16 protein-coding genes and 1 pseudogene are annotated in these 12,600 nt (G+C 32.0%); 10 read left to right on the forward strand and 7 right to left on the reverse strand.

Going from position 1 to position 12,600, the window contains the following annotated elements; genetic code table 11:
- Window positions 1-66: 66 nt before the first annotated feature.
- Entirely contained in the window at window positions 67-1,218 is a 1,152-nt protein-coding gene (locus HN014_RS20540; RefSeq protein ID WP_176030706.1) for a cysteine desulfurase family protein, read from the reverse strand.
- A gap of 271 nt (window positions 1,219-1,489) precedes the next feature.
- Here HN014_RS20540 and HN014_RS20545 point away from each other — a divergent pair, with 271 nt between their 5' ends.
- Window positions 1,490-2,392 carry a hypothetical protein gene (locus HN014_RS20545; RefSeq protein ID WP_176030707.1) on the forward strand — a complete coding sequence of 301 codons (903 nt, stop codon included), beginning with the start codon at window positions 1,490-1,492 and terminating at the stop codon, window positions 2,390-2,392.
- Window positions 2,393-2,416: 24 nt separating this feature from the next.
- Window positions 2,417-2,950: a hypothetical protein gene (locus HN014_RS20550; RefSeq protein WP_176030708.1), complete on the forward strand. Its 534-nt coding sequence runs from the start codon at window positions 2,417-2,419 to the stop codon at window positions 2,948-2,950.
- A gap of 14 nt (window positions 2,951-2,964) precedes the next feature.
- Here the strand turns inward: HN014_RS20550 and HN014_RS20555 are convergent, their stop codons facing one another.
- Both HN014_RS20555 and HN014_RS20560 read right to left on the reverse strand, forming a co-directional pair.
- Complete coding sequence (locus HN014_RS20555) at window positions 2,965-3,519, reverse strand: Smr/MutS family protein (RefSeq protein ID WP_176030709.1); 555 nt, start codon at window positions 3,517-3,519, stop codon at window positions 2,965-2,967.
- A gap of 3 nt (window positions 3,520-3,522) precedes the next feature.
- Window positions 3,523-3,741, reverse strand: coding sequence for a hypothetical protein (locus HN014_RS20560; protein WP_176030710.1), 219 nt, complete (start codon window positions 3,739-3,741; stop codon window positions 3,523-3,525).
- Between the two features lie 489 nt (window positions 3,742-4,230).
- Between HN014_RS20560 and HN014_RS20570 the strand changes: the two genes are divergently transcribed.
- Together HN014_RS20570 and HN014_RS22825 are read left to right on the forward strand one after the other, a co-directional pair.
- A complete protein-coding gene (locus HN014_RS20570; RefSeq protein WP_176030711.1) occupies window positions 4,231-4,509 on the forward strand; it encodes a CD225/dispanin family protein in 279 nt (92 codons plus the stop codon).
- A gap of 15 nt (window positions 4,510-4,524) precedes the next feature.
- A pseudogene (locus tag HN014_RS22825) lies at window positions 4,525-4,749 on the forward strand (DUF2752 domain-containing protein); the annotation flags it as partial.
- 62 nt (window positions 4,750-4,811) lie between these two features.
- On the opposite strand, the gene HN014_RS22685 reads toward HN014_RS22825, so the two are convergent.
- Window positions 4,812-4,961: a hypothetical protein gene (locus tag HN014_RS22685; RefSeq protein WP_254884053.1), complete on the reverse strand. Its 150-nt coding sequence runs from the start codon at window positions 4,959-4,961 to the stop codon at window positions 4,812-4,814.
- A gap of 774 nt (window positions 4,962-5,735) precedes the next feature.
- Window positions 5,736-6,980 carry an ornithine--oxo-acid transaminase gene (gene rocD, locus HN014_RS20580; protein ID WP_176030713.1) on the reverse strand — a complete coding sequence of 415 codons (1,245 nt, stop codon included), beginning with the start codon at window positions 6,978-6,980 and terminating at the stop codon, window positions 5,736-5,738.
- A gap of 277 nt (window positions 6,981-7,257) precedes the next feature.
- On the opposite strand from rocD, the gene HN014_RS20585 reads away from it, so the two are divergent.
- Window positions 7,258-7,785: a DUF6452 family protein gene (locus tag HN014_RS20585; RefSeq protein WP_176030714.1), complete on the forward strand. Its 528-nt coding sequence runs from the start codon at window positions 7,258-7,260 to the stop codon at window positions 7,783-7,785.
- Window positions 7,751-8,458 carry a DUF6048 family protein gene (locus HN014_RS20590; RefSeq protein WP_176030715.1) on the forward strand — a complete coding sequence of 236 codons (708 nt, stop codon included), beginning with the start codon at window positions 7,751-7,753 and terminating at the stop codon, window positions 8,456-8,458. The genes HN014_RS20585 and HN014_RS20590 overlap by 35 nt, the downstream gene beginning before the upstream one ends.
- Before the next feature lie 11 nt (window positions 8,459-8,469).
- Here HN014_RS20590 and HN014_RS20595 read toward each other — a convergent pair whose 3' ends face one another.
- Window positions 8,470-8,877 (reverse strand): MerC domain-containing protein, encoded by a 408-nt coding sequence (locus tag HN014_RS20595; RefSeq protein ID WP_176030716.1) that lies wholly within the window; start codon window positions 8,875-8,877, stop codon window positions 8,470-8,472.
- A 165-nt stretch (window positions 8,878-9,042) separates the two neighbouring features.
- Between HN014_RS20595 and HN014_RS20600 the strand changes: the two genes are divergently transcribed.
- Window positions 9,043-9,432 (forward strand): Fur family transcriptional regulator, encoded by a 390-nt coding sequence (locus HN014_RS20600; RefSeq protein ID WP_176030717.1) that lies wholly within the window; start codon window positions 9,043-9,045, stop codon window positions 9,430-9,432.
- Window positions 9,433-9,501: 69 nt separating this feature from the next.
- On the opposite strand, the gene HN014_RS20605 is transcribed toward HN014_RS20600, so the two are convergent.
- Window positions 9,502-10,638: a class I SAM-dependent RNA methyltransferase gene (locus HN014_RS20605; protein WP_176030718.1), complete on the reverse strand. Its 1,137-nt coding sequence runs from the start codon at window positions 10,636-10,638 to the stop codon at window positions 9,502-9,504.
- Window positions 10,639-10,709: 71 nt separating this feature from the next.
- Between HN014_RS20605 and HN014_RS20610 the strand changes: the two genes are divergently transcribed.
- The 3 genes from HN014_RS20610 to HN014_RS20620 are packed head-to-tail and all read left to right on the forward strand — an operon-like array spanning window position 10,710 to window position 12,553.
- The gene (locus HN014_RS20610; RefSeq protein ID WP_176030719.1) at window positions 10,710-11,441 is read left to right on the forward strand and encodes a cyclopropane-fatty-acyl-phospholipid synthase family protein; all 732 of its coding nucleotides are present in this window, start codon (window positions 10,710-10,712) and stop codon (window positions 11,439-11,441) included.
- Window positions 11,441-12,118: a ZIP family metal transporter gene (locus HN014_RS20615; RefSeq protein WP_368660062.1), complete on the forward strand. Its 678-nt coding sequence runs from the start codon at window positions 11,441-11,443 to the stop codon at window positions 12,116-12,118. The genes HN014_RS20610 and HN014_RS20615 overlap by 1 nt, the downstream gene beginning before the upstream one ends.
- A 6-nt stretch (window positions 12,119-12,124) precedes the next feature.
- On the forward strand, window positions 12,125-12,553 hold the full coding sequence (locus HN014_RS20620) for a DUF4268 domain-containing protein (protein WP_176030720.1): 429 nt from the start codon (window positions 12,125-12,127) through the stop codon (window positions 12,551-12,553).
- Window positions 12,554-12,600 lie beyond the last annotated feature (47 nt).

Genomic DNA, 12,600 nt, shown 5'->3' on the forward strand with positions numbered 1-12,600 from the left:
TTAAAAAAATCTATCATAAAAAAAGAGACCTTTTCAGGGCCTCTTTTCATTTTATAAGGTATTTTTTTATGCGCCTGAAATTATTTTTTGCAATACAGATACTACATACTCTATTTCCTCCTTGGTATTAAAAATAGAGAATGAAAATCGCACTGAAGGGTTACACAAATCTGCTTCATCTAATACCTCAACTAATACATGAGAGCCTTTACTACTTCCACTCTGACAAGCGCTCCCTTTAGAGCAAGCAACTCCGTTAATATCCAGGTGAAATAACAATATTTCTCTTTTATCTTCCGAAATGGGAATATTTACATTTAATAAATTATAAGTACTATGTGAAGGGTCATCACATTTCGCATTGAATTTTATTCCTTCAATATTATTTTTTAGCGTATCGATAAAATGTTGCTTAAGTTCTAATACATACGCTTTTTCTTCTGCTAATTTTTCATTTGTGATCCGCAGTGCTTCATCCATTCCTACAATATTATGAACACACTCTGTCCCTCCTCTTATTCCGCGTTCCTGGCTTCCTCCAAAAATAAGTGGCTTTAACCCTGAGTTTTTCCTTACATAAGAAAAACCAACTCCTTTAGGTCCATGAAATTTATGAGCACTTGCGGCTGTAAAATCTACATTAAGTTTACTTAAATTTACTTCATAATGTCCTATTGCCTGTACCATATCACAATGAAATAATGCATTGTATTCCCTACTTAGGTCTCCTACTTTTTCTACATCCAAAATAGTTCCTATTTCATTATTCACATACATAAGACTAATCAAAGTCTTATCTGTACTATTTTTCAAAAGCGATTCTAAATGATCGTAATCTACACTCCCGTCTCTATTAATTTTGACATAGCTTACAGTAACTCCGCAATACATTGCTAATTCCTGTACGGTATGCAATACTGCATGGTGTTCTATTTTAGAAGTAATAATATGTTTCACTCCTAAATCTCTAACAGCACTGTTTAATGCTAAATTATCCGCCTCGGTACCTCCTGATGTAAAAATAATTTCAGAAGCTTTGACCCCTAGTGATTTCGCTATATTCTTACGTGCTTGTTCTATGTAATTCTTAGCTGATCGCCCATACCCATGAGTAGAAGATGGATTTCCATAATCTTCTTTTAATACGGCAACCATTTTATCTATTACTTCCTGTCTTAATTCCGTAGTGGCGGCATTGTCTAAATAAACTTTTCTCATGTTTTATTTTAGTTTTTTTAAACAAAAAGAAACGTATCCCGAGATAGGAAAAGACCCGTTATCCTTTTATAAATTTTCTTTACTTTCCAGCAAAGCTAGTTTAAATAAAATTATTTTCCTCACGCTACCCTATAATCTTTCAATTCCTTTATTTTTGTCAAAAAAAATAAATTTTCTGTAATAACTCATTTTTTTTAACGTCTTTAACAACGCTTCTGATGATATTACTATAATTGATCAGTAAAAGGTTATTACACTAAAAATAATATACATGAAGAGATTCTCTTATTTATTACTTGCACACCTCTTATTGGTTTCCTGTGATGACGGAGATATATTAGTTTCCAGTTTTAATTTTGACGATAGTAGTTTGGAAATCTGTAATGGGGCAAAAAAAAATGAGTTTGTCGCTTATAAAATAAACTCGGATGTTAATGAAGCTATTTCATATAACTTTATCAGTGACGCCTTCTCTTTAAGCAAAGAAACACCTACTCCAATTACAATAAAACTCGATGGAGAGACAAACATCCTGGTTTATAGAAAATTCACTGACAAAATTGATAAATCCTACTTTTGTAATACCATTCCTCCTAGCGGAGTATCCGTCATTGAGGAATTAGTTATCAAAGAAGGAAATGCTGTCATCTCTACTAAAATCATATTAGAAGATGATAACGACGGAGTTCCTGCTGAAGATGAAGACCTTAATAAAGATGGAGATTTCACCAATGATGACACGGATCAGGATGGTATTCCTAATTTCAAGGACCAAGATGATGATAACGATAACATCCTAACCAGTGCCGAATTACCTAATGATATCCCTGATGATGATTCTCCCAGAGATACTGATGGTGACGGTATCCCTGATTATTTAGAAAGTGATGATGATGATGATGGTATTCCTACCAGAAATGAAGACACTAATCAAAACGGGAATCCCAGAGATGATGTAAATGGTGACAACATTCCTGATTATAGACAAAAAGAAGCTACTGATACTAATATAGAAATGCCCGCTTCTCTAAACAATACTGTAAAGACCACTTATCAAACTATTATTACTATTAATAATATTGTTATTGATGGTAATAATCAGAACTTTGAGGATGATAGTTTTTCTTTCGGAACAAAAGAAACAACAAAATCTATAGAAACAAAAAAAGAATAACAACACACTACCTAATAAAAACAAATGATTCGTAACTCGTATATTTTATCGTTATGCTTTTCGCTTATTCTTTTTATAAGTTGTAGTGAAGGTGAGATTATAAATCAACCTATCGATTTTTCTGCTGCTATGCAAAACTGTACGAACGATAGTAGTAATAGTTTTGTGTTTTACAAAATAAAAGATGATAACAAAGAATTTCTTTCATTAAATTTCACTAGTACTTCTTTTAATATAAATACAATCCCTAGTAAACCAGTAACAGTTCCTCTTAATAGTTCTACTAATATTGTTACCTATCGTGCTTTTAACAAAGTTATAAATGGAGATACTTATTTTTGCTCTAGTATTCCCCCCAGTGATGCCAATGTGATCAATGAATTTATTAGTACTAATGGAACTGCGGTCATCACCTACACCTTAAAAACAACAACTGATACTACAGAAATTCATTCGAGAACTGTTGATTTATTCAATATCACCTTAGAAGGACCCGACATTAATTACAGGGTCGAAAAATTAAGCCTGGGGACCGACGAAGTAGTTATTGACAAATAAAAAAAGAACCTGTATTACTTGTTTGGATTTTGGACAATGTATATTTCCGTAGCTCCTAATCCATATTTTTTATAGTCTGCTTCTGATATCCGAATGTTATCAAAACGTCTAAACAAGGTTTTTAACTCTTCTTTCAAAACTCCCTGTCCAACTCCATGAATAAACACTATTCGGGGGATTCTTTTCGCGATTGCAAAATTCAATTGTCTTTCTGCTGTATCAAGTTGAATTGTCAATATATCATAATTCGACATCCCCTTTTTAGATTTTACAAGCTTATGAATATGTAAATCGACTTCCATCGGAGGAAGATTTCTCTCTTTTCTCTTTATTGGCGCTTTCTTTTTAGTTTTCTTTTTAAAATCCTCTTTTTGCTGTAAGTTATCATATACCTGTTGATATGATGGAAGTTCCATTGCCCCCTGATCAATTTTAACAACTTCGGTACTCAAAAAACTTAACAAAAAACCTTGCTCAGTTTCTAAAGTAATTTCTTCCCCTTTAACTGCCACTACGATTCCTGTTAGAGGCTCATCAATTAAAGAAACCACATCCCCCTTTTTCAACATATTTTATTCTTCTTCTAAAAATTCTTCTTTTACAAAACTCTCTTCTTCCTTTATCGTTTTAGAAGTTATTCTCGTATTAAACAAAAATAATCCACTCATCAATAATACGATTCCTATTACCTGAAAATAATAATTCTTATCGGTTTTGGATACCTCATAGAGCAAGAGACCTCCTCCAATTATTACGAAAAGAAAACTACTGTACTTTTTTATTTTTTGCATATTCATAGTGCAAACATATTAAATTATACTTTTTAAAACATTAACATTTTCTTAGAAACACATTATGTATATTGCGTTCATAAAAGGGGAAACATCTAACATCAATTACCTAATTTATTTTTTTTACCAAAAATGGTATTGATTTTGGCATCATACTCCTTAGATAACAATTAAGTTTTTAAGCAGCTTGCTTCGTGAAAAATAAATACTTTTCTGCCTAACTAAAAATTGTTCGGCATTGATTGTATGAGATGTGGTTTTCAAAGAGCCTTATTATTACTTCTAAAAAAGTGATTTTTTAAAGGCTTTTTATATACCCCCAGCAATATATCCACTTCTTATATTGTATTTATATTCTTAGTTGTTAATTTTTTTGTTAGATTTAAAGGTGATTCTTTAATAAAAAAATTACGGATCACTAATCGCATACTTACAATTATTGTAAGGTATTTTATAAAAATGAATATTATCTTTAATTAAATTAAACCTATGGAAAGTAACCCAACCAGACCTAAGAATTATTTAGTAGAATCTATTTTAGCAACATTATTTTGTTGCCTACCATTAGGAATTGTTGCTATCATCAAAGCCTCTAATGTAAACTCTGCATATGACTCTGGTAATTTTGCCGAAGCAGAAAAAGCTTCTGCCGAAGCTAAAAAATGGATGAGATATGCTGTAATTGGTGGTGCTGTTTTTATCGTATTATATATCCTTTTCATAGTATTAGTTGGTGGAATGGCTGCTTTAGGAGGAGGATCATACTAGAGAGATTCGTACTAAATGAATAAAAAACATATATACATAGGGATAGGAGTTATATTGCTTTTATCCCTATATTATTTATACAACCCACTAGAAAGCAATATTTTCCCTAAGTGCCCTTTTTATTGTTTAACAGGACTCCATTGTCCCGGATGCGGAAGTCAAAGAGCAATGCATCAGTTATTGCATTTCAATATTATTGAAACCATCAACCACAACGCCCTATATATTTTGGGAATTACTGTTATTCTTTACAATTTTGGAATTCAGTTCGTCAACAAATACTTCCAAAAAAAATATTATAACTATATACACCACCCCAAAACCCCTTTAATCATCGGAATCATTGTAATCTTATTTTGGATTCTAAGAAACATAGATGTATATCCTTTTACTTTTTTAGCACCATAATTAGGCAATATGGTCAACAAACAGTCCGTATCTTTGTTACCCATAACACTTTCTTCTTATGACGATACTTTAGTCTGACAAAATACTCTTATAAAAACAAAATCTTAACCTTTTAAAATAACGATTCAGAGTATAAAATAACAATGATGCTAAATCCCTGTTACTCTGCTGATAATATTAAATTAAAAAAGGGGAAAAATCCCCTCCTTAGTACGTTGTTTTACATCAAATTAAACCTTACATTTGTTATTAAGAAATGATCTTAATAAGAACATTTATTACCCTATCAGTATCAACCCGTTTAATAAATTAATCAACATATTTAGAAAATATTACTGTTTGGTAATTTTCTTGTTCATTAGGTCATTATCAACTTGCTAATAAACATAACCATGAAAAAAAGAACTCCACTCAAATTATCTGACTTTCTTAATAAAATAAGTCCTTTAAATATTCTGATAATAACATTTGCTTTGGCTTTGTTATTAACTTATTTAGGTTTTGAATTAGGTCGATCGTATGCTGCACTAACTCATATTGGGCAGTAAGGCACGTCAGTACTATCAATAAATGATTGCATAAAGATCTTTTTTATTTCAAAACGGTTTCTTGAGTGTATTTAAATCCTGATACTATCAGCAACCTTTCGAGAAACAGCTCAAAATACTTATACTTTTTCCAAGTATATAAGATTACATCAAAAAACGATACAGTGAAATATTATATCAAATAAAAAACCTCGTGAAAAACGAGGTTTTTTATTTCGAGGCAAACCTCGATGTATTTTACATTTCGATTATCGAGTAAAAATACATTGTTTATTTTTCGAATTGCTTCAATGTGTTTGTTATGATAGCCACACAATCCAGCAACTGTTCTTTATTCATTACTAATGGTGGAGCAAAACGGATAATGTTTCCATGAGTTGGTTTTGCTAATAATCCATTTTCTTTTAATGCTACACAAATGTTCCATGCAGTATCACTTTCTTCTGTATCATTAATCACAACTGCATTGAGAAGCCCTTTTCCTCTTACTAAAGTAGCAATGCTTGAATCTTTAATATATGTCTCTAGCTCTGATCTGAACAAGCGACCAAGTTCCTCTGCATTTTCTGCTAACTTTTCTTCTTTTACCACTTCTAAGGCTGCTATTGCAACCGCAGCAGCTACTGGATTCCCTCCAAAAGTACTCCCGTGATTTCCTGGCTTTATAACATCCATAATAGCATCATTAGCCAACACTCCTGATACAGGATATGCTCCTCCACTCAATGCTTTTCCTAGCACTAATATATCTGGAGTTACATTTTCATGATCTACCGCAAGTAACTTTCCTGTTCTGGCAATTCCTGTTTGTACTTCATCTGCAATAAAAAGTACATTATGCTTTTCACACAAAGCTTTCGCTTTTGCTAAATATCCCTCAGAAGGAACATATACTCCTGCTTCTCCCTGAATAGGCTCTACTAAAAACCCAGCCACATTTTTATTCTTCGCTAATGCTTCTTCTAATGCTACTAGATTATCGTATTCAATTTTTATAAAACCATTGGTAAATGGTCCGAAATTTTTTCTCGCTACTGGGTCATTAGAAAATGATATGATCGTAGTAGTTCTTCCATGGAAGTTATTCTTACAAACTATAATCTGCGCCTCATTTTCAGAAATACCTTTCTTCTCATAAGCCCATTTTCTACATAATTTCAATGCTGTTTCTACAGCTTCAGCCCCAGTATTCATTGGTAATAACTTATCAAAACCAAAAAACTCTGTCGCAAACTTTTCGTACTCTCCTAATCGATCATTATAAAAAGCTCTGGAAGTCAATGTCAGAGTTTGAGCCTGTTCCACCATTGCTCCCACTATCTTAGGGTGACAATGTCCCTGATTAACCGCAGAATACGCACTTAAAAAATCATAATACTTTTTACCTTCTACATCCCATACATGAACTCCTTCTCCTTTACTCAATACCACAGGAAGTGGATGGTAATTATGAGCTCCGTATTTATCTTCTAAATCAATTAATTCTTGTGATGACTTTTTATTTAAAATTGCCATTATTATCACGTATTAAAATAAAACTTTTCGATTCCTACTTTGAATACTACTCCAGGAGAGAAATCATCCTAAATGAAGTTGAGCGCAAATTACTAAATCTTTATTAATTTTTTCATTTCAAAACGACCTTTATCTTAGCAATTATCCTATTTTTGCGCTTATATTTATAGTAAACTATTAAAATAAAGGAAGCTGATTGCAACATTCTATAAACAACCAAAGTTATTTATAGTACACGTATATTTTTAACTAAAATTAGCTATCAATCGAGCAATAAATGAGAAACTCATTCAAAAAAATACTTACTTTACTAATCTTATCTGGTTATTTATATAGTAATAGTGGATGTGAAAGAGATGATATTTGTTCAGCAGATACTCCAACAACGCCAAAACTTGTTATTAGATTTATTGATAACATCACCAATACAGAAGTAAAAAACCCGGTACAATTAGAAGTTAAAGCAATCGATTCCACAATTAATGAACCATACGATTATGGAGAAATCGCTGAAGGTAATATCATGATTCCTCTGAATACGAATTCTACGGTAACCAAATACGAACTTACCATTAATTCTCAGAACGAAAATCCTGCCCTTATTAATAGAGACACGATTAGTATAGAATATACCCCTGTAGAAGACTATGTAAGTAGTGCCTGCGGTTTTAGGGTTACGTTTGAAGGAATCACAAGTGAAGAGGTAATAGAACAACCAACAGAAAACAACTGGATTAAACGTATAAGTGTCGAAAGATCAAATATAACAGATGAAGAAAGTGCGCATATTTTTATTTATCATTAGCCTATGCCTTACCAATAGTATTTGTAGTCAAAATGCACAAAAAAAAGCTACAGATACCCTACCACCGGCAGAAAAATATGGCATTCGAGCTGGTATTGATGTAGCAAAAATTATTAGAAGCTCTTTTGATGATGATTATTCGGGTTTTGAAATAGTTGCAGATTATAGAATATATAAAAACTTTTATATTGCTACTGAATTCGGAAATGAATCACTCAACAGAAAAGAAGAAAATATCACTGTAAAAGGTGCTGGAAATTATATCAATTTTGGATTTGATTACAATGCTTATAAAAATTGGTATGGAATGCAGAACAATATTTATTTCGGTCTAAGATATGGGTATAGCAATTTTGATCAAAATTTAGTAGCATACAAAATTTTTACCGGAACAGATTATTTTGGGGATACTACAAGAACGGAAGCTATAGAAACTACCGGGCTAAATGCAGGGTGGGTTAGCTTATTATTCGGAATAAAAGTAGAAGTACTAAACAATCTATATTTAGGTGCTAATATTTCTCTAAAAAGAATGATACATGAAAAACAACCTAGCGGATATGACAACTTATATATTCCTGGGTTTGGAAAAACCAATGATATAGGAGACTATAATGTCGGTTACGGATATTCTATTAGCTATATGATCCCTTTCTTTAAAAGGAGAAAATAAAGAAGTAAAAACTACTTAGAACAATAACTACAAGAACATTTCTTTCTTTTTCGTATCTCTTTCCAATTGAAAAGGTGGGCAACAATAAGTAAAATAGTTGCTATTAAATGACTCCCTTTCTCTATTGTTGGGTGTTCTATTAAAATCCCCAGTAAAAACAATAAAACAGCTCCGATTAACATAAACAAAACACTCTTTTTTTTATGGTAACTAACATATCCTCGGATAATCGCTATTGCCGCTATAGAAACACTTGACAAAATCAACCCCATCTCTGTTAATGAGTTTTCCAAAAAACTCATTCCAAGCAGAGGAAAAAACATAATAATAAATGGCAATGCAATACAATGCATAACACATAAAAAAGAGGCTGACAACCCTAAAAGATCCCAATTAATGGAAGGAAAAATTTTATTCATAATTATTTTTATATCTAACTAGTATTATATGGAGATGAAATAGGATATAATTCTTTTACAAATGGCTAGGATAGAATTTTTTTGTAAATTACAAGAAAATAATTTTAACTATTGCAATCCATTTGCAATAATACAAAATATAACGTACTCATAGTAGTTTTTCGTATGAAAAAAACAAGAAACACACAGAAGCAAGATTATGTAATAGAGATTCTTTCCAAATCTAAACATACGATGTCCGCTGATGCCATATTAGAGGCTATTCCAATTAAAGTCAATAAGTCTACCGTATACAGGATATTAGATCGGTTTGTAGATAAAGGAAAAGTACATTTCGTTACCGGAGAAGATGGAAAAGCCTACTACGCCATGTGTAATAGCTGTTCTATCGAGCATGAAATGCACAATCACATACACTTTCAATGCAAATCTTGCAATACAGTGACTTGCTTACCTCATAAAATAGAAGTTCCAAATCTGGAAGATTATGAAGTAAATGAAACTCAATTTTTATTAATTGGAAAATGTAATGACTGTAAAAAAATAGAATCGTAATCAAGACGATTGTAAAAAAAAACCATCAGTATGACACTGATGGTTTTTTTATAGCCTATATCTGATTTTTTAATTATATTTTGCCTTTTTACTCCCTTTATACATTTCATATTTCACCAGTCTGGATTCTAATTTACCGTTAAAAACTTTAATTTTTCGGGAGGGGCGTAAACCTACATATTTTAACCCTTCAATATTCGATGTTATAAACCAAGCATTAGTCCCTGGGTATCCTCTTTTAAGAGTATCTCCTATTTCTCCATAAAAAACTTCAGGGTTTAACTGCAACCGTTCCCCATAAGGAGGATTGAATACCATATGTAATGTCTCTTCATTTTTCTTTTCACTTTCAAAAAAGTTACCTTCTTCGACTTTTATAAACTCTTCTAAATTTGCATTTCTAATATTATCTCTTGTTTTTCTTATAGCAGAAGGTGCTTTATCCATTGCTGTTATGCTATATTTAAAATCTCTTGTCTTATTCAGGCACGATTCTTCAATTTTTTCAAATAGATCCATATCCCAATCCAACCATTTTTCGAATGCGAATTCCTTTCGGTTTAAATTGGGCGGAATATTGCATGCAATCATTGCTGCTTCAATAGCCAAGGTACCGCTACCACACATAGGATCCATAAAATGTGACTGCCCCTTCCATCCTGATAGCAATAAAATTCCAGCTGCCAAAACCTCATTGATAGGAGCTATATTGGTAACCTGACGATATCCTCTATGGTGTAAGGACCCTCCGGAGCTATCTAATGACACTGTACACAAGTCTTGTTGTATATGAATATTAATAGTTAAATCCGGATAATCAGTATCCACATTAGGTCTTCTCCCCTTGGTATTTCTAAATTTATCTACAATCGCGTCTTTTGCCTTTAGAGATATAAAATGAGAATGGGTAAATATTGTAGAATTAACAGTGGTATAAATTGCAAAAGAATCGGAAACATCCAAATAGTCCATCCATCGGATCGATTGTATAAAAGTATAGAGCTGTTGTTCATTTCTTACTTTCTTAGTAGCAATTGGTTTTAAAATTTTAAGAGCTGTTCTCAAGCATAAATTAGCCTTATACATAAACCCTTTATCTCCATAAAAACTAACCATTCTATTACCTTCCTGGACCTTTTCAGCCCCTAAAGACCTAAGCTCATTTGCCAATATTTCCTCAAAACCATAAAAGGTTTTAGCTACCATTTTAAATCTATTGCTCACTATCTTACTATTCACTATTATTAAACCGCAAAAATACATTAATTTTGTGCCTTATGCTAAAAGATTCAACAAAGTGGTATGCATCATGGTTTGATACACCATACTACCACATACTATATAAAGACAGAGACTACAAAGAAGCACAACAGTTCATGGATAATCTCACAACTTATCTAAGTCTTGGTCCCGAAGAAACGATACTAGACCTTGCTTGCGGAAAAGGAAGACATAGTATATATCTCAACCAACTGGGGTATAATGTCACAGGAGCTGATTTATCCAAAAATAGTATTGAATATGCTTCTCAATTCGAAAATGAACGATTAAAATTCCGTGTACATGATATGTGCCAACCATATCCTGAAAAATTCGATGCTGTTTTCAATCTTTTTACAAGTTTTGGATATTTCGAAAATGAAGAAGATAATCTCAATACTATAAAAGCGATTAAATCTACTCTTAGCGAAAGAGGGTTTGCCGTTATTGATTTTATGAACGTAACCAATGTTATCAATAACCTGGTCCCCGAAGAGATCAAGGAAGTAGAGGGTATCTCTTTTCATATATCACGATATGTAAAAAACAACTACATCCATAAAGACATTACATTTACTGATAAAGGTCAGGAATACTCCTATACCGAACGTGTAAAAGCTATAACTCTTGATGACTTTCAAGTCTATTTCGAAAAGGCAAATATCCAACTACTCGATATTTTTGGGAGTTATCAGCTTCAAAAATTCAATAAAAACAACTCTGAAAGACTCATTTTAATATTCAAATAGTGTATAACTATATTTTATCTATATCATCAGTCCTATTAGGAGCGTTATTAGTTTTATTATTTAAACCTAACGATCAGAAAAAACTCAGTTTACTACTCTCATTTAGTGGTGCTTTTCTTCTGGCAGTAACTGTATTCGATTTACTTCCCGAAATTTTTGAAGAAAATCATCATTCCAAAAAAACTGGAGTATGGATTATGGTAGGAATCCTTCTCCAAAAAGTATTGGAGTATTTCTCACAAGGAGCAGAACACGGTCATGTACATATCAATAAAAAAACCAAAAACTTACCGGTTTTATTGATTACCAGTTTAACTATTCACGCTCTTCTAGAAGGGTTTCCTATGCATCATAATGATAGAATGCTTATTGGTATTATTATTCACAAAATACCAATCGCCATGATTTTGACTACTTTTTTACTGCAAACAGCAATAAAAAAGGTTACCATATTTTCCTTTTTACTGTGTTTTTCTTTAATCACTCCCCTAGGCGCTTTTATATCTGAAAGCTTTACCGCTGTTCAATATTTCTATAAAGAAACTACGGCTTTGGTTATTGGTATCTTCTTACATGTTTCTACTACTATTTTATTTGAAAGTAACGAAGGTCATAAATTTAATATAACCAAATTAGTCATTATACTACTAGCTACTATAATCGCTTATCTTATCTAAAAGCATATGTTTAGTAAAGAAGAATCAAAAAAAATACGTCAGGAATTCTGGACTTCATTTGGCAAAAAGTACCCTAGAAAATGGCTACTTTATAATACAAAAATAAAAGGAGTAACACTAAAATTTACTTTCACTACTAAGAAAGCTCAGGTATCTATAGACATTGAGCCTGAAGATGATTTTATCCGGTCATATTATTATGATAAGTTCCAATCCTTACAAAATATTCTAGAAACAGATTACCTCAGTGAAATTATCTTTGATGATTCCTATACATTAGAAAATGGGAAAATTATATCCCGGTTATACACGGAGCTACCTAAAGTAAGTGTGCACAATAAAAATACCTGGGATGACACTATGTTTTTTCTCCATAGCAACATGCTCTCTATGGAAGCCTTTTTTATTGAATACAAAGATTATATCGAAGATTAAGAACAGTCTTGTATTCTAACAATTTCTCAAGTAATCTCAGCCGTGGT

It is taken from the genome of Aquimarina sp. TRL1, assembly GCF_013365535.1.
Lineage (GTDB): Bacteria > Bacteroidota > Bacteroidia > Flavobacteriales > Flavobacteriaceae > Aquimarina > Aquimarina hainanensis.